General features: G+C 24.8%; 21 protein-coding genes. 1 reads left to right on the top strand and 20 read right to left on the bottom strand.

The features are described 5' to 3' along the window. Positions 1-50 precede the first annotated feature (50 nt). The 10 genes from GBZ86_RS02985 to GBZ86_RS02940 form a co-directional block, all read right to left on the bottom strand. The gene (locus GBZ86_RS02985; RefSeq protein ID WP_152887594.1) at positions 51-1,847 is read right to left on the bottom strand and encodes a vWA domain-containing protein; all 1,797 of its coding nucleotides are present in this window, start codon (positions 1,845-1,847) and stop codon (positions 51-53) included. A 9-nt stretch (positions 1,848-1,856) separates the two neighbouring features. Continuing rightward, entirely contained in the window at positions 1,857-2,741 is an 885-nt protein-coding gene (locus GBZ86_RS02980; protein WP_152887592.1) for a DUF58 domain-containing protein, read from the bottom strand. A 5-nt stretch (positions 2,742-2,746) separates the two neighbouring features. Continuing rightward, positions 2,747-3,730, bottom strand: coding sequence for an AAA family ATPase (locus tag GBZ86_RS02975; protein WP_152887590.1), 984 nt, complete (start codon positions 3,728-3,730; stop codon positions 2,747-2,749). Between the two features lie 164 nt (positions 3,731-3,894). After that, positions 3,895-5,442 carry a pectinesterase gene (locus tag GBZ86_RS02970; protein ID WP_152887588.1) on the bottom strand — a complete coding sequence of 516 codons (1,548 nt, stop codon included), beginning with the start codon at positions 5,440-5,442 and terminating at the stop codon, positions 3,895-3,897. After that, entirely contained in the window at positions 5,442-6,323 is an 882-nt protein-coding gene (locus GBZ86_RS02965; protein WP_152887587.1) for an ABC transporter permease, read from the bottom strand. The genes GBZ86_RS02970 and GBZ86_RS02965 overlap by 1 nt, the downstream gene beginning before the upstream one ends. Before the next feature lie 9 nt (positions 6,324-6,332). Further along, entirely contained in the window at positions 6,333-7,259 is a 927-nt protein-coding gene (locus tag GBZ86_RS02960; protein WP_152887585.1) for an ABC transporter ATP-binding protein, read from the bottom strand. Beyond that, a complete protein-coding gene (locus GBZ86_RS02955; protein WP_152887583.1) occupies positions 7,259-9,667 on the bottom strand; it encodes a hypothetical protein in 2,409 nt (802 codons plus the stop codon). The genes GBZ86_RS02960 and GBZ86_RS02955 overlap by 1 nt, the downstream gene beginning before the upstream one ends. Positions 9,668-9,808: 141 nt before the next feature. Then, positions 9,809-9,994 (bottom strand): hypothetical protein, encoded by a 186-nt coding sequence (locus tag GBZ86_RS02950; RefSeq protein WP_152887581.1) that lies wholly within the window; start codon positions 9,992-9,994, stop codon positions 9,809-9,811. Positions 9,995-10,155: 161 nt separating this feature from the next. After that, positions 10,156-10,833, bottom strand: coding sequence for a fructose-6-phosphate aldolase (locus GBZ86_RS02945; protein WP_152887579.1), 678 nt, complete (start codon positions 10,831-10,833; stop codon positions 10,156-10,158). Between the two features lie 12 nt (positions 10,834-10,845). Further along, positions 10,846-13,254 carry a glycyl radical protein gene (locus tag GBZ86_RS02940; RefSeq protein ID WP_152887577.1) on the bottom strand — a complete coding sequence of 803 codons (2,409 nt, stop codon included), beginning with the start codon at positions 13,252-13,254 and terminating at the stop codon, positions 10,846-10,848. A 193-nt stretch (positions 13,255-13,447) separates the two neighbouring features. Between GBZ86_RS02940 and GBZ86_RS02935 the strand changes: the two genes are divergently transcribed. Beyond that, positions 13,448-14,347, top strand: coding sequence for a glycyl-radical enzyme activating protein (locus GBZ86_RS02935; protein ID WP_152887575.1), 900 nt, complete (start codon positions 13,448-13,450; stop codon positions 14,345-14,347). Positions 14,348-14,384: 37 nt separating this feature from the next. Here the strand turns inward: GBZ86_RS02935 and GBZ86_RS02930 are convergent, their stop codons facing one another. From GBZ86_RS02930 to GBZ86_RS02890, 10 genes are all read right to left on the bottom strand, one after another. Further along, the gene (locus tag GBZ86_RS02930) at positions 14,385-15,137 is read right to left on the bottom strand and encodes a DeoR/GlpR family DNA-binding transcription regulator (protein WP_152887599.1); all 753 of its coding nucleotides are present in this window, start codon (positions 15,135-15,137) and stop codon (positions 14,385-14,387) included. 220 nt (positions 15,138-15,357) lie between these two features. Then, positions 15,358-17,313 carry a type I pullulanase gene (gene pulA / locus GBZ86_RS02925; RefSeq protein ID WP_152887573.1) on the bottom strand — a complete coding sequence of 652 codons (1,956 nt, stop codon included), beginning with the start codon at positions 17,311-17,313 and terminating at the stop codon, positions 15,358-15,360. 152 nt (positions 17,314-17,465) lie between these two features. Further along, complete coding sequence (locus GBZ86_RS02920) at positions 17,466-18,482, bottom strand: LacI family DNA-binding transcriptional regulator (RefSeq protein WP_152887571.1); 1,017 nt, start codon at positions 18,480-18,482, stop codon at positions 17,466-17,468. A 36-nt stretch (positions 18,483-18,518) separates the two neighbouring features. Further along, entirely contained in the window at positions 18,519-19,583 is a 1,065-nt protein-coding gene (locus GBZ86_RS02915; protein WP_152887569.1) for a hypothetical protein, read from the bottom strand. 231 nt (positions 19,584-19,814) lie between these two features. Beyond that, positions 19,815-19,964 carry a hypothetical protein gene (locus tag GBZ86_RS16950; protein ID WP_170272143.1) on the bottom strand — a complete coding sequence of 50 codons (150 nt, stop codon included), beginning with the start codon at positions 19,962-19,964 and terminating at the stop codon, positions 19,815-19,817. 84 nt (positions 19,965-20,048) lie between these two features. After that, positions 20,049-21,005 (bottom strand): RsmB/NOP family class I SAM-dependent RNA methyltransferase, encoded by a 957-nt coding sequence (locus tag GBZ86_RS02910; protein ID WP_152887567.1) that lies wholly within the window; start codon positions 21,003-21,005, stop codon positions 20,049-20,051. 234 nt (positions 21,006-21,239) lie between these two features. Further along, positions 21,240-22,160: a permease-like cell division protein FtsX gene (gene ftsX / locus GBZ86_RS02905; RefSeq protein WP_170272142.1), complete on the bottom strand. Its 921-nt coding sequence runs from the start codon at positions 22,158-22,160 to the stop codon at positions 21,240-21,242. Further along, positions 22,141-22,836, bottom strand: a complete 696-nt coding sequence (gene ftsE, locus GBZ86_RS02900) for a cell division ATP-binding protein FtsE (RefSeq protein ID WP_152887563.1) — start codon at positions 22,834-22,836, stop codon at positions 22,141-22,143. The genes ftsX and ftsE overlap by 20 nt, the downstream gene beginning before the upstream one ends. Before the next feature lie 28 nt (positions 22,837-22,864). Continuing rightward, positions 22,865-24,025, bottom strand: a complete 1,161-nt coding sequence (locus GBZ86_RS02895) for a murein hydrolase activator EnvC family protein (RefSeq protein ID WP_170272141.1) — start codon at positions 24,023-24,025, stop codon at positions 22,865-22,867. A gap of 323 nt (positions 24,026-24,348) precedes the next feature. Continuing rightward, positions 24,349-25,551, bottom strand: a complete 1,203-nt coding sequence (locus GBZ86_RS02890; protein ID WP_207707414.1) for a murein hydrolase activator EnvC family protein — start codon at positions 25,549-25,551, stop codon at positions 24,349-24,351. Positions 25,552-25,619: the final 68 nt, after the last annotated feature.

The raw sequence follows: 25,619 nt of genomic DNA, 5'->3' as shown, positions 1-25,619 counted from the left end.
ATATTAAAGCATACATTCTTCCAATTTCAATATTCATATATTTTCACCCCTTAATATCCCTTTCTATAAAAATACCATTCTATACTCACTATTATTAAAATAAAAAGAATTAAAAAGGGAGTTAAATCTAAACCTTTTTTTATGGATTTTGAAAAGCCTTTAATTTCACTATCTTTAACTTCATTATTAAGAGTATTTCCCTCTTCTTTTGGAAAATTTAAAGATATTAATTGCTTATTTAAATCACCTTTTTCATTTTTTTGTTCAATAGAATATATGCCTAATTCATAAATATTTTCAAAAGTTCTATCTTTTAATATTTCTTTTAATCCTGAAGGATAAGTAACTTTTATATCTTCACTAAGTCCCTTACCTTTAATAACAATTTCTTCACTTCCTGTAAAATTGTTTTTATTAACCATACCAAAATCCAAAAGTTTTTCTCCCAAATAATGCATTAATATAGGAAAGTCACTTTTTAAAGGAAGATCACTATTATGAATATCGAAAGTTAACACACCTATTTTTTTTCCATTTACATCTCCCCAAAAAGCAATTGGCTTATCATTTACTTCTATTAACTTCTTCCCCCAACCTGGTAACTCTATATCTTTAAATTTAGAAACTCCAAAAGACATATTATTTAAATATTTGCTTATATTTTCTTTAATAGCAGTGGCATTACCACCTTCAACCTCTCCATTTACTTTAAAAAATTCATTAGAATTACAATTTATAAAAAGTATATTACCTTCTTTGGGTAAATTATCTGGAATTTTACCATCAAAAATATAAAGATCATATTTATCATCATAATTAATATTACTTAAATCACTAGCTTTATATAAATCAGCATTTAATAATGTGGATAAGCTTTTTTCTAAAAAAATATTTTTATCTGTTGCTAATAGTATTTTTTTATTTTCAGTACTATCAACTATATCATAAAATACATTATCATTTATAATTAAATCTTTAGTAGATAACTCTCCCTTAATATATTCATCTTTTAAATTTTTCAAATGAAAATATAAGGTAATACTTTGATTTTCAGGAATACTTACAGATTTAACCTCCACTAAATTATCATTACCACTATATAATGAAAAATCTCCCTCATAAACTCCTTCTCCACTATTTTTAATATTAGCTATTACCTTTACTCCATCTTCTGTTATTTTGTGAGATATATTTTCTATAGATCCATTTAGTCCCTTATTGCCTAAAGATATAACTTTACCATTTATATCTCCCATATCAATAGTTTTATCTGTTATAAATAAAACTTCATAATCTTCCCCTATGCTTTGCCCTATAGATTTAATTAAAGAAAAACTATTTTCAATATTTCCACTTGTATAACTTTGAGAAATTTCTTCTATTTTTTTTAATACATAGTTTTTATCTCTTGAACTACTCACTTCTAAATTAACATTTTTATTACTAGAAATTACATAAGCATTAGTTCCATCCTTATTGGATTTTATATAATCACATACCATATCTTTTCCTACTTCTAATCTACTGTCTTTATCATAAATAGCACTCATACTAGCTGAATTATCAATTACTACAATTAAATTTTTATAGCTTTCGCCTCCAAAGTTTAAAAAAGGACTCATTAAAGCAAATATAGTAGAAATTATTATTATTAACTGAAGTATTAGCATAATATTATTTTTAAATTTTTCCCATGGAGTATTAGCTTGAGTATTTTTATAAATTTCCATCCAAAGCATAGATGAAGAAACCTTGTGCTCTACGGTTTTTCTTTTAAGTATATAAAGTAATATTAATGCCGGAATTAGTATGGAAAATATTAAAGGCCACATTCTTAAAAAATTCATACTCTCCTCCTAATATAGCAACTGTTTTTTAGTTAAATTATTTAATATTATATTTTCTATAGGTTCATTTGAACTTACACTAAAAAAATTAGCTCCATATTTCATAGCTAACTCCTCTATTTTATGATTATAGGTTTTAAGTTTTTCTTCATAATTTTTTATTATAGTTGGAGTTAATGTCATTCTAATTTTATTTCCATTCTCTTCATCAACTAATGTTACTTCTCCTGAATAACTTGGGTTTATTTCTTCCATGCAAAGTACTTGTATTAATATAACTTGTTGCTTTTTAAAGGTTAAATATTTTATTGCTTGTTCAATACCTTTTAATCCATCCTTAGTAAAAAAATCAGATATTATTATACTTACACCTTTATTTTTTATATTTCTTTTCATTATTGAAGATATTAAATCCGTTTCTCCTTTAAATTCTATATTAGATAATTCCTTTAAAACTCTCTGGAAGATTTGCTTACCACTTCCCCCTTTTAAAAATTGTACTTCTCCACTACCTAAAGTATTTAAATATACTCTATCTAAATTATTAAGCACAATATAACTTAAAGATGCAACTATTTGTAAAGAAGTATAACTTTTTTTAAATTCTCCAAAATCCATAGATTTACTTTTATCTATAAAAAAATTAAATACTCCTTCTCTCTCTTCCATAAATATTTTTATAAATAATTTATTAAATCTACCATAAGCATTCCAATCTATTCTTCTAAAATCATCACCTGGCATATACTCTCTAAAATCTGAAAATTCTACTGATGAACCCTTTGCTATTGATTTTCTTCCACCTTGTGCTCCTTGTGATAATCTCAAATTTAAATTAATATTTATAGTATTTAACTTTTCAAAAAAGTTTTTATCAAATATTTTATCCTTCATACCACTTACACTATCCTTAATTCTTCTATTATTCTAGAAATAATCATATCTGTGCTTACTCCCTCTGTTACGGCCTCAAAGTTCATTATGATTCTGTGTCTAAGAGCTGGATATGCTACATCCTTAATATCATCAAAAGAAACATTAAATCTACCTTCCATAAGTGCTTTAACCTTTGCTGCATTAAAAATAGCTTGTGCTCCCCTTGGACTTGCTCCTACACTAATATAATTTTTTGCAAATTCAGAAGTTTCCTCAGATTCTGGATGAGTAGCTAATATTAACTTTAAAGCATATTCTTTTACTGGAGTAGCCATAGGTATTTCTTTAATTATTTTCCTTATGTTAATTATTTCTTCTTCATTTATTACACTATTAATCTCTACTTTATTATTAGTAACTGTAATATTCATTATTTCCATAAGTTCTTCTAAGTTTGGAAACTCTACTTTTAATTTAAATAAAAATCTATCTAATTGTGCTTCTGGTAATGGATAAGTTCCTTCTTGCTCTATAGGATTCTGAGTTGCCATAACCATAAATGGTTCTGGCAAATTATAAGTTTTCTTACCAACAGTAACAGTTTTTTCTCCCATAGCTTCTAGCAAAGCAGACTGTGTTTTAGGTGTTGCTCTATTTATTTCATCTGCTAAAAGTAAATTAGTAAAAACAGGACCCTTTTCAAATTTAAATACAGTATTATCTTTTTCCTTTATTACTAAATTTGTACCAACTACATCTGCTGGCATTAAATCTGGGGTAAATTGTATTCTAGAAAAATTTAAATTTAAAACTTTAGCTATGGTTTTAACTAGTTGAGTTTTTCCAAGTCCTGGCATTCCTTCTAAAAGCACATTCCCTCCAGAAAATAAACATATTAAAACCTGTTTAATTACATCTTTTTGTCCTATTATTCCTTTACTAATCTCTCTTTCACACTCATTTATTTTTTCCATAACTTCTCTAATTGTAGTTTCATTTATATTCATATACTTTACCTTCCTTTTTATTTATCTATAAATATGATACCTCTAATTTTTACTTATTTCTTCTACTTATAAGATAAACCACTAATCTCTAATAAATTTAATATTTTAATTACCTACCTAAATAAAATTATAAACTTTAACTTAATAAGTGGTTTATCTATAATTTACTCTAATCCATTAAAATATTCTTTCACAGCATTCTTCATTGCTTCTGGCAAATTAGAATTATTTAAACTTTCCATGGCTTTATTACTATAATCACCTAATACAGACTCATAATTAACTTTTTCTCCCTTTTTATTTAATCCATTTTCTGTTTCTATCATTTGAGAATTTCCTTCTCCATTTTTATTACCAGTTAAATTATTATCCTTTCCTTCTCCTCTTCCTGGAATAAAAACATCTTCTTTTTTTCCTTCCTCAAAATCCTTTTCATTTCCATACTTATTCCCTGTATTCCATCCTTTTCCTGTACCATCACCATTTCCATTGCTATTTCCGTTGCCATTTCCACCGTTACCACTTCCATTACTATTTTCTGAAGATGAACCACTAAGTGAATTTTCATTATTTTTAGATGAATTACTATTGTTTTTATCACCATTTTTATTTTCCGAACTTGAAAGTGACTGTAATGCTCCTGCTAATTCATCTTCGTTTATCTCTCCATTCATAACACTATCTCCAGCATTATTTAAAGCTTTTTGCAAATCAGGATCATTTAAATTTGTATTTTTTAAACTTGATGCTAATTTACTTTTTTCAGCTTCTGTCATTTTTTCTAAGCTTTTATTAAGCTTTTTTAATTGCTCTAATGTATTTTCTTTATTTCCTTCTTCAATAGCCTTTGCTAAATCTTTTCCTTCTTTAACTTTATTTAATTCTGTAATAAGCTTATTCTTATCTTCTTTATTTTCCTTTATTTTTTTATCTTTAAAATCTTTAATTAAATTATTTTTTAATTTATCTAATTCTTCTTTACCCTTTTCATTTTTTATATCTTTCTTTAAGTTATCTAACTTTTTTTCTAATTTTTCAATAGCTTTTTCTTTTTCTTTCTTATTTTTGGCAATTTGTAATTCCTTTATTGCTTTTTTCAAATGCTCATCTAAAGCTTTTTTTTCTTCCTCTGTTAACTGCTTATTTTCTAAAAGTTTCTTTTTTTCTTTTTCTATTTTTTTTACCATTTCAGCTTTATATTTTTCAAACTTTCTCAAATGTTTTGCTTCATTTCTAGATTTACTTGGAACAACTGCTCCTACCATACATAAAGCTGTTAAAATAGCTATAATATATAATCCTCTTTTATGAAACTTTATAGGCAAATTAATTTTTAAGTTATAATTTTTTATATGTTTTAAAGTATCATCCTTTTGGGCAATACTTATATCATCATTTTTATTAGAAAGCTCTAAGTAAGTAGTTATTCTTTCTTTTAATCCTTTATTATCTACTATTAATGCAATTTCTTTAGTTTTTGGTGCTTTAATAATTGACACAATAATAGAAGTGATTACTGATAATATAATCATCATTACACATAATTCAATCCAATTTTGAAAAGCAATAAAAATAGAAGTGATTATTATGAATAAACATAAACATAGTGAGACTATAAGTCCCACTATAAAATTTTTCAAAAAAAGATTTGTTCTTACTCTTATAGAAGCTTTTTTAATAAAATTTATAATCTCTTTATCTAAAGAGTTCATTATTTCACCTTCTTAACTTTAAACTTTTTAATACTAAATTTATTATTTAAAGGATTTAATTTAAATGATGCAAGTAAAATTAATAAAATAGTTAAAACTGATTGTACTCCCATAGCTAAAAAAGGATTTATAGTTGTTGAATATTCATTTAAGATAGTTAATGGTCCTATGGCACCTATTTGGCTTTTTAACAATCCAACAAATCCTAAAGCAGGATTAATATATAACCAAAATGGAATTTTTAAATTTAACATACTATTCATACCATGATTTTTTGATACGTAAATAAAAGTATAAATAAGAAATATTCCTATAGTACCAATAACCACAAACAATACTAATCCATAAGTTAAAACATTAGCTACTTTTGAAGTTTTTACAAAGCTAGATATACAAACTCCTATAGCTGATACATATAAAGTAGTAATAATAAAATATAAGTTTAGCATAATTATTTGAAAGAAATTAACTCCACCAAATAAAAATCCTAAAGAATATATTGGTATAGTACATAATATTAATAATATTACTTTACTAGCTGAAGCTAATAATTTTCCTGTAACAATAGATAATGGAGTCATCTTTGTAGATAGTAGTATATCTAAAGTTTGTTTTTCTCTTTCTGATGTAATTGCTGGTGCTGAAAGTGCAGGTACTATAAACATGAGTAATACCGCTTGAACACAAGCAATAAGTAAATATAAATTAACAAATATGCTTGGATTCATTCCCATATAATAACTTTCTGAAGTACTAATATAATACATAAACAAAATTGGTATTGTTAAAAACAATATATAAAAGAAAATCATTAAAGATATTCTAAATGTTCTTGAGCTAATTTTACTTTCATTTCTTAAAACTGGATTTATTTTCACCATAAATTCCTCCTAAAATTCCCTTTCTTCAGTTATTTTTATAAAAACATCCTCTAAATTTTTAATAGACTTAGACAATGTTATTACAGGCATACCTTTTTCCATTAAAATTTTTAATATATGAGCTATTTCACTATCTCCACCCTTAAAAAAACATTCTATACTCCTACCTTCAACACGTGTCTTAGTAATAAAAGGAACTTCTTTAAGGATTTCATTAGCTTTTTCTATGCTATGAAGAAAAGTTATAATTATAGGCGTACTCCCAGTAGCTCCTTCCATTATTTCTTCTACTGTTCCTGTGCAAACCATTTTACCTTTTTCAATTATTCCAATTTTACTACATATTTCACCTAGTTCTGGAAGTATGTGAGAACTTACAATTATTGTTTTATCCATATCTTTCAAATTTTTCAAAATACCCTTCATTTCAAATCTTGCTCTAGGGTCCATACCTGATGCTGGCTCATCTAAAATTAATAATTGTGGATTATGCACTAAACATCTAGCAAGACATAACCTTTGCTTCATCCCTCTAGATAATCCATCCACATAAGCATCATATTTATCTTGCAAATTTACTAATTCTAGTAAATCCATACTTAACTTTCTTGCTTTATTACCTAAAATTCCATAGATAGATCCATAAAACTCTAAATATTCTATTGCTTTTAAATTATCATATGCTCCAAAAAAATCAGGCATATAACCTATTTTTTCCTTTAATTTCTTATTGTTTCTTATAGCATCAATGTTATCTACATACACACTTCCACTATCAGGAGTTAAAAGCCCTGATACAATTTTCATAGTTGTACTTTTACCAGCTCCATTTGGCCCAATAAAACCAAATATTTCTCCTTTTTTTATTTCTAAATCTAATCCATTAACAGCCTTGAAAGTTCCATAAGACTTTTCTAATCCACTAATTTTTAACATTATTTCGCACTCCCCTTAACTTGTATTTGAGGAATTGGTGAAGAATTTTCTTCCTCTCCTAAAATCTTTATAGTTAATAGATTATCCTCTAAATATTCTTCTATATTTTCTTTTAATTTATGTTTTTTTCCACCCTTAAGCTCTATCTCTTCATAGCTTTGTTTTTTTACATTAAAAAGATAACATTTTCCTTTAAATTCTTCTCTACCATAATTACTATTATTATTTATTTCTAATCTATTATCTATAGTTATTTCTTCTATATTTACTGACTTATCAATATTATATTTTAAAATTAATTCTGTATTGCCATGTATAGAATACTCATAATCGTTATATCCTCCATTGCCAGATTGGCTTTCAACATCTGGTGGAAAATATCCTAATGGAAACTCTAATTTTCCATCTTTATTTTCAAAATTTAATTCAATTTTTTCACTTAAAATAGTGGTATTATATTGTGATATACTATTAGTTCCTAAAGTTATATTATTATCTATAGGTAAATTAGTTATAGCTATAAGTTTACTATTTAAATCCTTTGTTATAATTCCATCATTTAGTATATTTAATATATTAGTTATATTTCCTATATTTTTAAATTCTTTTTTTCTTTCATTTATATTCTTAATTTCATATTTTGCTTTATAATATTCATCCATTAATTTATGAGATAATGCTCCCATCCCTAATGTATTAGTTGAATTATCTGGAACCTGTTTTTCTTCTCCTTCTAAATAACTACCTAAATCCCAAGTTCTATTTCCACATACTAAAATTAATTTTTCTATATCTATGCCTAATGTATTTTTTATCTTTCCTTTTAATTTCCCGTCTTCAAAACTTAACTGTTGTTCTATTACATTAAATTTCTGTTGAAAAGGAGATAACTTAAAATTTCTAAATTTAAAAATAGGATTTTCATAAAATTCATAATATGTTCCATTTCCTTCATAAACAGTTTTTAATTCTAAAGAAGCTTTTTTATTTTCATCTATTGCTCCACCATAATAACTTTCTGTTATATAATCTAAATTCTTTCCTTCTGGCTCTTTTATATATAAATTTCCTGTTTTAGAATTTGATATTCCCATATAAGAATTTACAATTCCATTACCTAACTCATCCGTTTCTACTATATTCATATTGTTTACTACAACATCATTTACTCTTGAATTACTTCCAATAATAAAAATTATTGCACCAAACATAACACTTAATATTGGTGCTACAAACCAAAATAACTCTCTTTTATTAATTTTTTTAAGAATTAAATATGCTATTAATCCCACTACAATCACATAAAAAATAAAAATTAAAATTATAATATTTAAACTTGGAAGATTAACATTCTTTAAGGAACTTAAAGTATATGGCATTTGATATGAAAAATTTGTATTAAAATTTTTTTCATTTTTATTTATTAATTGTTTTATAATAGAAGACCATAATTCATTATTTTTACTAAAACTAACCATAGGTTCTATTCCTAAATCATAAGATGAAATTACTATATTTCCACTTCCAAAGCTTTCAGATGATATAATAGGAACATTATCATAATTTAAAAAAATCTTTTTTTCTTCAGTATTAATTTTAACCATATCTAAAGCTAAATTTTCCCCATTAATAACAACATCTTTTCTAAAGGTATTATTTGACACTCCCTTAATAATATCTTCATTAAATAAAGATAAGGTTTTACCATTATTAACTCCCGTACCCAAAATAAGGGTACCTCCCTTTTCAATCCATGCTTTTAATGAATTATATTGGCTTTCTGTTAATTTAGATGTATCATAATTATTAATAATTATCATATCTAATGTAGCTATATTTTTATTATTGTCACCTATTATTTCAGGACTTATTTCTAAGGGAATTAATTTTATTATTGGATCTTTATCACCATATTTATTGGTAACTCCACCATATTTTATTCCTCCAAAATAACTTAAACTATTAAAGTCATCAGTTAACACTCCTGTTAATATTTCCCCATAATTACTTCTTCCCGAATCAATAAGTATAGGTTTTTCTAATACTAATTTATCATCTCTTAAAATTTTTATTTTTAGCTTTTTACTTTCTTCATTAATTTTTACAGGAATAATTAATTTTTTTGTACTATCCTTTTGAACTGACAATTGTTTAGAAAACAAATTATACTTACCTAGATTCTCTCCTGGCCCTTCTATTTGTAGTTCACCAATAAAATCTTCACCATTATTTTTTACCTCTACTGAAATAGGTATTTCTTTAAATACATTATATTTTCCCCCAATTCCATATTGAACGCTTACTTCTAAATTCTCCGTTGCTAAAACATTTGATTTAATTGGAAAAAAACTAAATGCTATACTTATAAACATAATAAGCATAATTTTAAGTTTTATTATTTTTTTCACCTTATTACCCTCTTTCTTTTATTTTCTATCCATATTTTAACATAAAAAAATTACAAAAAAATAACCTTTTGGTTAATATAAGAAGTTTTTTTGTTAAAATCACTAAAAATTCCTTACAAACACCAAAAGATTATTAAAATTTTAATTATTTTCTTTTATTTTTGTTATTAAACTTTCATCTATTAGTTCTGATTTTGAAAATCCTTTTCTAAAATATCTTATTTGTTTATATTTTACTCCATTCATTTCAAAATCTAAAAGATCTATTCTATCTCCTTTATATATTATAGGCTCTTTTTTTCCTTTAACATATATTAAAACTTCCATATAATACTTTCCTTTCTTATAATTATGTTATTAAAAATATATATTTATTTTTTATTGTAACATATATTTAAAATTAACTATATACAACTTATTCACATTATATTTATTTCATAAATAACAAAAAGAGTATCCATTTATTAGGACACTCTAAAAAATCTTTTTTATATATTTTTCATTGTTTTATTTTTTCCACATAAATTTTCAAAATCATTAGTGAAAGTCTCAACTGCACAATTAACAGCATCAATTTTTAATAATCCCTCTATTACTTGAGAACCTATAGTTGCTGCTCCAACTCCATATTTAGCTAATTCTAATACTTGCTTAGAATTTTTAAAGCTTGCTCCTAAAACTTCACAATTAAATCCATTAATTTTTAATATATCATGAATTTCTTTTGCAACTTTAATACCATCAAACCCTAAATTATCAATTCTATTTATATATGGAGCTATGTAATCCGCTCCAGCTTTTGCTGCTAAATAGCCTTGCATTGAATTATATACAGCAGTAGCGGTAATATTAATACTTTTAGATTTTAATAGTTTTATTGCTTTTACTCCCTCTTTTGTAACAGGAATTTTTATAAAAGTATTATTTCCTAGTTCATTTAAAATATGATTTGCTTCATCAATCATATCTTCAGCTCTTTTAGATATAACTTGTACATGTAATTCAGCATCTTTACCAATAAATTCACGAATTTCTTTTAATACTTTAAATGGATTTTTTGAAACCTTCCATAATATAGTTGGATTAGTAGTAACACCATCTACAGAAAAATATTCATATATTTCTTTAATAGATTCTATATTTGCATCATCAATAATAAATTTCATAATTTCAACTCCTTATAATGTCTGTTCAGTTCTTTCTATAATATCATCTTGTGTTTGTTTTGATAGCACATTAAAAAATGCAGAATATCCAGCTACACGCACAATTAAATCACGATGTTTTTCAGGATGAATTTGAGCATCTAATAATGTTTCTTTAGAAACTACATTGTATTGTACATGGAATCCTTCTAGTCTATTAAAAAATGTTTTAAGTAACATTTTTAACTTCATTTTATTTTCTTCTGTTGATAGCATAATTGGAGTTACTTTTTGATTTAGTAATACTCCACCTGTAATTTCACGAGTTGGTAATTTAGAAACTGTTTTAAATACTGCTGTTGGACCATTTTTATCCATAGAATGTGAAGGTGAACACCCTTCAGCAAGAGGAGTTCCTGCATTACGTCCATCTGGAGTGGCTAAAGTGCCTTTTCCCTGCCCTACATTAGCAGATATTGAAGACGTTCCTGCATATCTAACTCCACCTATTGGTCCTCTTTCATATCTTGTATTTGGATATTTTTTAACTTCATCTATATACATGTTATATGCTTCAACAATTAAATTATCCACATAGTCATCATCATTACCATATTTAGGTGCATCTTCAGTCAATAGTTTTTGAATTCTCTTACCTTCTTTACCTGAAAAATCACTCATTAAAGCATTCCATAATTCTTTATTAGATATCTTTCTTTCCTCAAACACTAATTTTTTAATTGCTGAAAGTGAATCAGCTAAGTTTGCTATTCCAACCTGTAATCCTGATATAAAGTCATATATTGCTCCACCTTCTTTTAAGGTTTTTCCTCTTCCTATACAATCCTCAGTTAATGCACTACATAAAATATCAGGCACATCATTTTCAAGTACTAAATCACAACAATTTTCAATAATAACACTTTGCTTAGTAAATTCAATAATTGTTGTATTCCATGCTTCTTTTAACTCTTCATAACTTTTCATATTTTCAAAATGTGTTAAACCCTGTACTAATTTAGTGTTACTAGCAGGATCCACACCTGCATTCATTGCTATTAATAAAGTTTTAGGGAAATTTATAAAGCTCATCCCTGTACAACGATATCCCCATTTACCAGGAACAGCAACTTCAACACATCCTATAGCACTATAATTATAAGCATCTTCTACTGCTACCCCTTTTTCAATAAACGAAGGTATTATTATTTCATCTGAATTAAAAGCTGGCATTCCTATCCCTAGTTTAAGCACTTCAATTGCTTCATTCATAAAATTATCATTTAAATTTTTATGATACCTAACAGTTAAGTTAGGCTGTGGTAATCTTGTTTGAGCAACAGATTTTAAAATTAAATATGATAATTTGTTTACTGCATCTTTTTTATCAGTTGTTTGTCCACCTATGGTTACATTTTGATAAAGTGGTGAACCCGCACTAAATTGTGTATGTGACCAACTTCTTACTTTATTTATAGTAAAAGTTTTAAGCCATAAATTAGTTAATAACTCTACAGCCCTATCTTCAGTAATTTTTCCACTAGATAAATCTTTATGTAAATAAGGATATAAAAATTGATCCATTCTTCCATAAGAAAGAGAATGTCCATTTGATTCAATTTGAAGGATTAAATGGACAAACCATATTGATTGAAGGGCTTCATAAAAACTATTAGCTGAATTATATGGAACTTTATCCATAATTCTAGCAATTTCCTTTAACTCTAATTTTCTTTCTTCATTTTCTTCGGTTAACATCATTTCTTTAGCTAAATTTGAATATCTTTTAGCAAAATTTTTAACTGCATCTATTACAATTAAAATTGCTTCATAAAAATGAAATTTACTTATATTATTAAAATCAGTAAGATCTAAAGCATTTTTTGCTTTTATAGTTCTTTCTTCATATTCTTTTAATCCATTTTTTATTATTCTTCCATAATCAACAGCAATATGAGCATCCCCACTAGTAATATTACCTTCAGCTTTTATAATGCCTAAATCATATAAAACTTTACTTTTTGGTGGAATATTAGCGAGTCCCTTATCAAAAGTTGTATTATTCTTCCAATAAGGAGCAATTTCTCTAAGTTCTTTTTTAGTTTTTTCGTCAATATAAAAAATATCACCATCTCTTTTTTCAAATTCATCAAGTTCTTTAATCACCCATCCCATAGCATATTCTGGGAAAATAGGAGCTGATCTATTAGCCTTTGCTTGATTTCCTACAATTAATGTTTGTTCCTCAATAAATATAGTCATATTTTCTAAAATATTTTTAAGCATATATGCTCTTTTTAAAGTTATAGGCTTGTCTGCATGTTCTTTATAAGCTTCTGTAGTAAGAATTGCTCTAGTTGCATCAATAGAAGCTTTAGTTTTTAATAATTCTTCTCTAAAATCATGCATTCTATTAGTTAATAATCCGAAATGATTTTCCATATTACCTCTCCTTTAATATTTTAGTTTCATTTGAAATAAAATTGGCTTTTTTATATAATATAATACTATCATATATAGTAACTTTGTCAATAATAAATTTAAATAAAAGAATATAAAGTTTCATTCGAAACTCTCTGTATTTACTTTTATAAATTAACATGATATTATAAATTTAGGATAAGGAGAGATTTCTATGAAAAATAAAGGCGTAATTTTTAATATTCAAAGATTTAGCATTCATGATGGTCCTGGTATAAGAACAACTATATTTTTAAAAGGTTGTCCTTTAAAATGCAAATGGTGTGCTAATCCAGAATCTCAATTAAAAAATATTCAAATATCATTAAATAAATCCTTATGTATAGGCTGTAAAGCTTGTATAAATATTTGTCCTAATAAAGCTTTTAGTTTTGAAAATGGCAAAATAAATTTTAATAATATCAAGTGTGTAGAATGCTTAAAATGCATATCAAATTGTCCTACAAAGGCAATTAAAGCAGAGGGACAATTAAAAGAAATTGAAGAAATTGTTAAAGAATGTATTAAAGATAAAGAGTTTTATGAAGAGTCTAATGGTGGAGTAACTATTTCTGGAGGAGAACCTTTCGTTCAATCAAAATTTCTTAAAGCTTTAGTTAATGCTTTAAAAGAAGAAAAAATTAATGTAGCAATTGAAACAACTGGATATATTGAAAGTAATATATTCAAAGAGTTAGCTCCTATGTTTGATTTGCTTTTATTTGATATTAAACATTATGATAGTAATAAACATTTTAATGGTACAGGAGTTTATAATATTTTAATTATTAATAATTTAAAATGGGCTCTAGCTAATAATTTAAATGTATTACCTAGAATTCCAGTCATACCTAATTTTAATAATTCTTTAGAAGATGCTTCTGGTTTAGCAAAGCTACTAAAAATAGTAGGTGCAAAGGAAGTTCAACTTTTACCTTTTCATCAATTTGGAGAAAAAAAATATGAATTATTAAATAAACCTTATTCTTTAAAACATCTTAAACCTATTCATAAAGAAGATTTAGAAGAATACAAACAAATATTTATTGATAATGGCATTAATTGTTTCTTTTAAAAAAAGCTTAATTTGCATAATATGCAAATTAAGCTTTTTAGTTTGAAACTTTTTTTATATTTATATTTTTGCTAAGTAAATACTCTTCAAATTCATTAGGTATCTTTTCATCTGTTATAACAGAATTTATGTTATCAGTTTCAATTAACCTAACAATCCCTTTTTGAAAAAATTTAGCTGATTCAGTAATAATAATTACATTATTAGCTTGTTTTGCCATGTCACGAACAGTTTCACTTCTCATGTAATCTTTAGCTGTAAAACCTGATTCTTTTGAAAATCCATCCGTTCCAATAAATAATTTATCTACAAAAAAAGTTTCTACACATTTTTTAGTAATAGGTCCTACCATCACTTGAGATTCGTGTTGATATTCTCCACCTAATAAAATAATTTTTATTTTAGAAAATTTTCTTATATAATCAGCAATAAAAGCTGAATTTGTAATTATAGTAATATTTTTTTTAGTTTGTGCTACTTCACGAGCAAATAATGCACAACAAGAGCCTGATTCTATCATTATAGTTTCACCATCATCAACTAAATTATTAGCTAATTTAGCTATTCTTTCTTTAGTCTCATAATGATATGCCAAACGCTTATTGAGGTCATCACTTAAATTTAAAGTTGCAAATCCATGTTCCCTAATAACTAATCCTCTTTGTTCTAAAAAAATTAAGTCTTTTCTTATAGTTACTTGAGATACATTTAATAATTTGGATAATTTCACAACTTCTATTTTTTTATTTTCTGTTAGTAACTCTAAAATTTTATTGTGTCTAACTAACATTTTAGCCATATATTAAAATACCTTTCTATTAATAAAAAAAATATTTTAGCAATTATAATTACTAAATATAAAACTAAATATATTCTTTTATTACAATAACATATATTTTTTTTAATTACAACGTATCATAAATTCACTTTTTAAATAACTTAACAAATAAACTATAAAATTATAATTTTTTTATATAAATTCACTTTAAAATATACAATAAAATCTTAAATTAGTTTGCTAAAATACAACAACTAATTCCTTTAACAATTATATAATCATTATAAAAATTCCTTATTCCTTCATTATTAACCTCTTCATCATTAACTATAATTGTCCAATTATTTTTAGGTAATTTAACTTTTACCTCTTCTTTATTTCCATTATATATAACTATAACTTCATTCCAACCTTTTTCTAAAGTAGGCTTTTCTATTCTATAAGCAACTATATTATCTTCTAAAAATTCATTTCCCTTACTAAAGAAACTTATATACTGTTGAATATCTTTATTTCTACCCAATCTAAAAACTTTATTCTTTTTTCTAAGATTAATTAAATTTTTATAATATTTAAATACATGAAAATTCTTTCTTTTATCATTCCAATTAATTGCATTAACAAAATCACCTAAATTATAACTATTTTCAATAAAATTCCCTTTAATATCACATTTACTTCTTAATATCTCTTCACCAGCATGAATAAAAGGTATTCCTTGAGAAGTTAATACTATTGCAGCAGCTAATTTATTTTTTTTTACCATAGTAGAATATTTTTCACTTTGTGAAAATATTTGTATTTTATCCCATAATGTATAATTATCATGACATGATTCGTAGTTTATACTTTGATAAGGTTCATTTGCCCAAGGAAAATTAGAATAGTTTACTTTATCATAATTCACTTGTTTATGATAAGTACTTCCTACCACACCAAACTTAATTGTTTCTTCTAATCCTATTTCTCCATTTATAAATCCACCACTTTTATTATTATGAATTGCTCCCTTTATTCCATCTCTAATATCATCACTAAAAGCAGCTATTTGTAATGCTCCAAATTTTGATATATTTCTTTTATAGCATGCTTCTTCACTATTAAAACAAGAAGTTCCTCCAACCCAACCTTCACCATAAATTATTATATTTTTATCTATTTTACTTAACTCTTTTCTTATCTCTTTTAAAGTATTTATATCATGTACAGCCATTAGATCAAATCTAAAACCATCAATATGATATTCTTCAGCCCAATACTTAACAGAATCTACCATATACTTTCTAACCATATATCTTTCTGATGCTAATTCATTACCACAACCTGAACCATTAGTAAACTTATGATTTTCATTCTGTCTATAAAAATATCCAGGCATAGATAAATTTAAATTACTATTCTCTGATAAATAAGTATGATTATAAACTACATCCATAACTACTCTTATTCCATTTTCATGCAATATTTTTACTAATTCTTTAAATTCTTTAATTCTTACTTCTGGTTTATAAGGATTAGAACAATAGGACCCTTCCACTGCATTATAATTTTGAGGGTCATATCCCCAATTATAATCTTTATCTTTTTTACTTTCATCTACAGTTGCAAAATCAAATAAAGGTAAAAAATGAATATGAGTTATTTCAAGCTCCTTTATATGACTTAAAACAGTACTTATATTGCTGTTAGGTAGGTGTGTATTCTCTTCTATTAACCCTTTAAATATTCCTTTATGTTCTTTAGTAACTCCAGAATCATTATGCATTGTTAAATCTCTTATATGAGTTTCATATAAAATACTATCTGTTGCATAATTTAATATAGGAGCTTTATCACTATTCCATCCTTCTGGATTAGTCCTTTTCAAATCCAAAACTACGCCTCTTTTTCCATTTACACTTACAGCTTTTGCATAAGGATCTACTACTAAATTAACTTTTTCTTTAAAATAAACTACATAAGTATAATAAAGTCCTTCACAATCCTTATTAACTTTAGTACTCCAAACACCAGGGCATTTTTCTTCCATAAGTATTATATTTATTGGATTATCTTCATTATTTTCATAAATTTTAAGTTCTACTTTTAAAGCTAAAGGAGACCATAGTCTAAATAAACTTTCTTTATTTGAATATATAACTCCTAATTCACCATCAAATTTAAATTTATCTTCAAATGCTGATTTCATAAAATAAATCCTCCATATTATAAAAATAAAATTAAAAAGGTTTCTTTTAAATTTATTAAACATATTTCAAATTAGAACTTATATATTTATATACAATAAAAACTTAGTATAGTTATATATTATAATACATTTCTATACTAAGTTTTTTAAATTCAAAATTTTTTTACACTCTCTCTAACAATTAATTCAGTTGGCAATATTACCTTTTTAGCATAGGTTCTACTTAATAATCTTTCCTTTAAAAGCTGTACACTTTCTTCTGCTAATGAATCAATATTCACTTTTACAGATGTTAAAGGTGGAATCATGTATTGAGACATAACAGTATCATTAAATGCTATTATACTTATATCTTTAGGAACATTTAAATCATATTCATTAAATGCTTTTAATACTCCAGATACCATTGAATCATTTGCAATAAAAAATGCTGTAGGTCTATTTTTTTTATTATTTTCTAAATAAATTTTAACAGCTTTATAAGCTCCTAAAGATGTCATATCACAATTAATAAAAAAATCTTCTTTTAACATTAATTTTTCTTTCATATATTCTATATAATATTTAAATCTACTATCTAAAATTTCTAAATTTTGTTCATCTAATCTTTCTTTTCTTCCTATATATCCTATATCCTTATGTCCTAAAGATATAAAATAATTCAATGCTTGATTTACTCCTAATTTAAAATTAATTTTAACACTATCATAAAATTCATCATTAGGATTTGAATTTAAAAAAACTATATTAATACTTTTTTCTTTTAAACTATTTATCTCATCCTTAGTAAATTTACCAATAGCTATTATTCCATCTAAAATTACATTACCTATACATTCATAATTACCATTTTTTTTATGCAGATTTATAACTTCTATTTCATTTTCAAAACATTTTTTTTCTACTACATTTCTTAACAAAAGATAATATGGATCTGATAATTGCTTTTCAATATTATACATGTCCACAATACCAATTTTAAATATCCGTTCTTTTTTCTTTTTACCTTTACGTTGCTTAACTGTTTGATATTGTAATTCTTCAGCAACTTTAAATATTTGAATTTTTGTTTCATCAGCTACTAATATTCCACTATCATTATTAAGTACTCTTGATACAGTTGCTAAGGATACCCCCACTTTATCTGCTATTTCCTTTAATGTTGCCAAACTTCCACCTCCTAATTAATTATTTAAACCTATTAATTAAGCTAATACCCTTAAAGACTTTTCTTTTTCTTCTACTTCACTTTCAAAAATATTAAGTATTTTTTCCTTTAAAATTATATATCGTCCCTCTAACTCTTCAAATTTATCTCTATTTTTATTTATCTGTTCTTCATTATTTTTAATTTTATAATCTAAACTATCTATACTACTTATTATAAATTCACTTAATTTTTCATTAGCTTTTCTTAATACTTCCCTATTCTCTTTTATTATATCATTGCTAAAACCTATTTCTATTTCTAAATTTTTCTTAAGAACTTCACATTTACTTAAAGCAATAAAAACTTTATTCTCCCATTTATTACATGCTTTAAATATAGTAAGTAATTTATTAGGTTTAGATTTTATTACTTCAATAGTATCCTTTACACATTCCTTTATTTCATGTTCATCAATTTCTCCTTTAAAAATATAAGGTGAAATATGTTCTCTATGAATTTTTGTTTCCATTATTAAATTAATTAATTCCTTATGACATCTAGTAACCTCATCACACCATGCTCCATATATATATAATTGATTAGTCTGTTCTTTTAAAACATAGTGAATTTTTTCTATTTTATTTATATCTTCAAAAAATTCATTAGTTAAATTATTTTCAATAACAAACTCTTTTATATCAAAAATATCTGTATTATCTAATAGAATGTCTAACATTTTACATGTATATTCTTTATGTTTTTTTAATTTTTCAAGAGAATTTTCAAAAATTTTATTTTCTCCAATTAACTTAAATATGTCATTCCATAAATGAGAATATTCATTAGCTAGCTCTATATATTCATCTGTGTTTTTAGGAATTGCATTTTTAATTGCATTATTTAAGGTTATAGCTAAGGTTCCATTTTTAATAACTTTATTTTTTTTATATGAATTAAATATATTTTGATTTAACTGTTGAAAAGTCTTTTTTAAAACAGATTTATATTCATAAAGTTTGTCTAAGTCTTTTTTTAATTGGTTAATCGGCAAATTAGAGTTGCATTTTTCATCATAACTTTCCAAAACCTCTATATTTTTCACTTCTTTAACTTCACTCATATGTTCTCCCTAACCTCTGCTCCTTATTAACATAAATTTATTATATCATATAAGAATATTTTTTTGTATTTTTATGGAATCATTTTAAAACAAAATTCTATCCTTATATAATATAATATTATTAATATGACTTAAAAAAAAGAGGTAATTGCTAAATATGTGCATTATCCTCTAAAAACATCCTATATTTTATATATTAATACAAAGTTTATCCCTTTTTCATTAATATATTTATATTTCATGATCTTCATTATAATCTGTACTAACATTATTAATACTCTTACAAATAGGACACATAACTAAATTATATTGTGAGCATATATAACACATCTCTCCACACTTAGAACACTGAATTTTTTCATCTATTTGATTTTTTTTCATTTTGCACCTCTCTTAAATTTTATGTAAACTTAATTAAATACATTTTATTTATATATTTTTGCCTTAATTGTACATATTATTCATTTAACACTTTTTTAGTTTGCATAAAAAAAAACCTTCCATTACATCGTTAGGAATTATTCTTAACGCTTTTTTTAATTCTTTATTATAATTTTTTTCTTCATATTTTATTAAAGCTAATTTTTTATTATTAATGTTTAAATCTATTGATTCTATCCTTAAATCTTTATGTTTATTTAAAATATAATTTATAATTTCTTCATTTTCTTTCGGTGATAAAGTACAAGTAGAATATAAAATATATCCTCCTTTTTTTAAACATTTATAAGCACTTTCTATTAATTGTTTTTGCACTTTTATTAATTTATTATTTTTTATTATTTTCACTTTTTTATTTTTTAAAATTTCCATAGTTCCTTCTCCAGAACAAGGCGCATCAATTAAAATTTTATGAAAAGTATTTTCATATTCTTTAAACAAAAATCTTCCATCTTTATTTATACATTCTACACATTTTACTCCATGTTTTTTAATATTATATTTTAAACGTTCATATCTTATTGAATTTATTTCATTAGCAATTACTTTTCCTGTATTTCTTATAATTTCTGCTATTTTAATAGTTTTTCCACCAGGTGCAGCACACATATCTAATATTACATCATCCTTTTTGGGATTTAATATAATACTAGGTATTATACTAGATGGATTTTGAAAATAAATTTCTCCTTTCTTATAACACTCTAATTTTCTAATAATATTTTCTTCATTATTTTTTAATAAAAAATATGGATTCTCCCCATTATATTTATAATATTTAATGCCATTTTTATTTAACTCATAAATTACTTCACATTCCTTAGCTAATATCTTATTCACTCTAAATGTACTTTTTCTTCTTATTAAATAACTTGTTAATATTTGATCTACTTCTTTAATTGTATAAATATTATATAACATATCTACAAACTCACTTGGTAATATTTCTTTTAAACGTCTAATACCCAATGACCTTCCCATACTTTAAATTATATCCCCCTTTAAACATACACTTTCATTTACTTTTTAATAATACTAACTTATTAATTACTCATAACTAAAAATAAATTTAACTTTTAATTAATAAATAAGTCTATATATTAAATTAATATGTTAAGCATTAAAAATTAATACCCTTTCTAAGTAAAAATAATTTATAAAAAAAACATGATTCTTAAAATAAAAATTCTAAAGAATCATGTTTTTTATATAATTTTAAACCTTTAAATATTTTCTCAATGATACTAAACTTCCTACTATTCCAATACCTGCTCCAATAATAATTGAACTAGGTATTAAAAATACAAGTAAATTACCTAAAGCTGGCAATGTAAATCCATTCATCAATGTACTGGCTGTACTTATAATACTTGGTGATAATGAACTATATACTAAAGAAATTACACCAACACTTAAAAGTGCACCTATAGTTCCAATTAACAATCCCTCAATTATAAATGGAAGTCTTACATAATTATTGGTTGCACCAATATATTTTATTATACTTATTTCTTTTTTTCTAACAAATACAGCTACTTTAATTGCATTAGATATTAGCAAAGTAGATGCTACTGCTAATATTATTAGTAGTATAGATCCTATTATTTTAGTATACTTATTAAGTTTACTTAAAAACTCCGTTACTATATTTCCATCAGTAACTTTATAAAATTCTTTATTACTCAAAATTTGTTCTTTAATTTCTTCATTAGCTGAAATACTAGAAGTTTTTATTGCTAAACTAGCTGGAATAGGGTTTTCTCCTTCCGCAACAACTTCATTAAGTATTCTTTGCATTTCATGATCATTATCATGTTTAAAACTATCTTTATAATCATTTAACCCCTCATCTGAAGAAATATAATTAACACTTTCAACATTAGGTAATTTTTCTATTTCTTCTTTCAATTCAACCATTCTAGTATAATCTACATCACTATTTAAAAAGGCAATAATCTCAACTTGTTCTTCTAGATTTTTAACATTTTCATTTATTACACTTACAGCTGAATAAAATAAACCAAATAAAGTTAATGATATAAAAACTGTTGTTATAGCTACAAAAGAAACTAATCTATTAGTAAAAATATTTTTTGCACCATCTTTAATTAAATCTTTAATAGTGACTATTTTCAAAAACATAACCACCTTTCATATTATCGCTAACTATTTCACCATTTTTCATATATATAACTCTTTTTTTCATTTTATCTACTATAACGCTATCATGGGTAGCCATAATAACAGTTGTACCTTTTTTATTTATGTCTATTAATAAATCTAATATTTCTTCTGTAGTTTTAGGGTCTAGATTTCCTGTTGGTTCATCTGCTAAAAGTACCTTAGGATTATTTATAATAGCTCTAGCAATTGACGCTCTTTGTTGTTCTCCCCCTGATAATTCATGAGGATAAGAATTTGCTTTTTCACTTAAGCCAACTCTAGCTAAAATTACCGGTACTTTCTTTTCTATATCTTGCTTATTAGCTTCTACTACTTTCATTGCATAGGCTATGTTATCATATATTGTTTTATTTTGAAGCAACCTAAAGTCTTGAAAAACTACTCCTAATTTCCTTCTAAAATAAGGTACTTCTTTTTCTTTAATATTTTCTAAAATTACGTTATCAACTATGATTTTTCCATTAGTAGCTTTAATTTCTCTTAGCATTAATTTTATTAAGGAAGACTTTCCTGAACCAGAAGCTCCTACTAAAAATACAAATTCTCCTTTTTTTATTAATAAATCTATATTTTTTAAAGCATGTACATTATTGTCATAAATCTTATTTACTTTTTCTAATTTAATCATACTTTATCTCCTAATTAACTATTTTAAATTATCTTAAATATTTCATAGGATCTACAAATTGTCCATTTTTCTTAACCTCAAAGTGACAGTGATTACCTGTAGAATATCCTGTAGTACCTACAGTAGCTATAGTTTGTCCCTTTTTAACCTTTTGTCCTACTGATACTAATCTTTCTGTATTATGTGCATAAAATGTAACTAGCCCACTACCATGGTCTATTCCTACAATATTTCCATAAGCTGTATTATAAGTTGACATTATTATAGTTCCTGATTTAGCAGCAACTACTGGAGTACCTGCTGGTGCTGGAAAATCCACTCCTGTATGTAATTTATTCACTCCCGTTATAGGATGTACTCTATAGCCAAAAGAGGATGATACTGTAGTATATCCTGGGACTGGCCAACTCATGCTTTCATTTTCATTATTATTGTCCTCATGATTATTAGATGAATTATTATCTAATTCTTTACTTATAATTTTACTTTGTACATCTAATTCATCTATTTGTTCCTTTGTTAAAATTATTTCTTTTTCTAAATTTTGTTGAGCTTTTATAAGCTCATTTACTTGAACCTTTTTATCTTCTATTAATTTATTAAGTTTAACTTCCTCTGCTTCAGCTATTTTCTTTTTTTCTTTAATTTCATCTATTTGAACTTGCAATTGTAATTTTTTTTCTTGTAAATCTTTTTCTAAACTTTTTGTTTCTGTAATTATTTTATCATTTTTCTTTACAATGCTTGAAACAACCTCTAAACGTCTTAAAAAATTCCCAAAATCTTTAGCTTCAAGCAATAATAAAAGATATCCTCCTGCCTTTTGTTCATATTCAATTTTAACAATATCTTTTATAATTTCATAATTTTCATTAATTTTTTTCTGTACACCATCAATTTTTTCCTCAAGGTTTTTGTTATCTTTTTCAAGTTTTATAGTTTTATCTGTAAGATCTTTTATAACAACTTTTTTATCTTCAATTTTATCATCCAATTTAGCTGTTTCTACTTCAATTTCTTTTCTACTTTTTTTAGTACTTTCTAATTTTTTTTCTGCTTCTTCTAATTTCTTTTCCTTTATTTCTATATCTTTGTTATTTGCATATGTATAAATTGGCATCTTACAAGTTAAAGCTACAATATTAGTTAACATTGTTCCAATAACAAATGCTAAAACCTTTTTTTTCATTATGAAAACCCCTTTCATTTATACGTAACCCTTTAGATAAATTCTCTTTATATGTAAAATTAAATTTGTATCTTTAAACTAGTTAAAGCTTTGCTAAAACTTTTTCTTACAAATTATATTGTTATAAATATTTATTAGCATTATATTACAATTTTGTTACATTTTCAACGTTTTATAACATTTTTTCTTTTTTCAAAAAAATTATACATATTTTAAAATAAGTTTTATATTGGTTTATTTCCTTTAAATTTCAATAATTAACAAACTAGAGATAAATATAAAATTAAACTACTCTATATTTATCTCTAATGTAAAAAATTTTATTATTTCTCTTCTAAAAATGGCATAGGATCTACGGTCTTTCCATCTATTTTCACCTCAAAATGACAATGATTTCCTGTGGAATATCCTGTAGTTCCTACCTGTGCTATAGTTTGCCCTTTTATCACTTTATCTCCTACATTAACTAAAAGCTTAGAATTATGAGCATATAATGTTGCTATACCGCCACCATGATCTATTGCAACTACATTTCCATAAGCTCTATCCATTTTAGACATTATTACTACTCCACTATTAGCCGCTTTAACAGGTGTACCTGCTGGTGCTGGAATATCAATACCTGTATGCAATTTATGAACACCAGTAATTGGATGAACTCTATTTCCATAAGGTGAAGATATTTTAATATATCCTGGTACTGGCCATACCATAACCCCACCTAAGTAATCTTTCATTGAATCTTTTAATGCTTTTAAAATTTCTTCCTCTAAAACTCGTCCTTGTTCCTCTAAAGATTTTATTTGATATTCTGATAGCAAAACCTCTTTTTCTAATTCAATTTGAATATCTACTAGTTTTTTTACTTTCTCTTCTTTTTCAATTAATAATTGTTCTAAATTGCTTTTTTCCTTTATAATTTCTTCTTTTTTATCTTCTAATTGTTTTTTTCTATTTAATACTATGTTCTTTTTTTCCTCTAATGCATTTTGTAGCTCTGTTGTTTCAATTATTATTCTATCATTATTTTTTATTAAACTAGATACCACTTCTAGTCTTCTAATAAAATTCCCAAAATCTTTAGATTCTAGAAGCAATCCTAAATATCCTCCTAACTTTTGTTCATAAGATATTTTCATTAAATCTTTAATTATTTCAAAATTTTCTTCTATTTTTTTTTCTGCATTATTTATTTCTTCATCTAATTCCATATTATCCTTTTCCAATATGCTTACTTCTTTTTCTATTTTTATTATTTTTTCCTGTGTTTCTTTAATACTTTCATCTATTTTCAATGATTCTTTCTCAATTTCTTCTCGTTGCTTTTTTGCATCTTCAACTTTTTTCTGTGAATCATCTTGCTTTAGTTTTTCTTCATTTATTAAATTATTAATTTCATCTGAAGTTAATCCATTTTCATTTTGCTCAATTTCATTATCCGCATAAACATAAATACATTTAGAAAATACTGTAATATTACTTAATATAACGGCACCAAGTAATAAACTTAAAAACCTCTTTCTCATATACTCTCTACCCCCAATTGATAATTGCCTATATTTATATTAATTATATTAAATCAATTATATTACAA

The sequence above is a fragment of the Clostridium tarantellae genome, assembly GCF_009295725.1.
GTDB classification, from domain to species: Bacteria; Bacillota; Clostridia; order Clostridiales; family Clostridiaceae; genus Sarcina; species Sarcina tarantellae.
The sequence above is the reverse complement of the archived record's forward strand: the minus strand, read 5'-3'. Positions and strand labels throughout refer to the sequence as shown.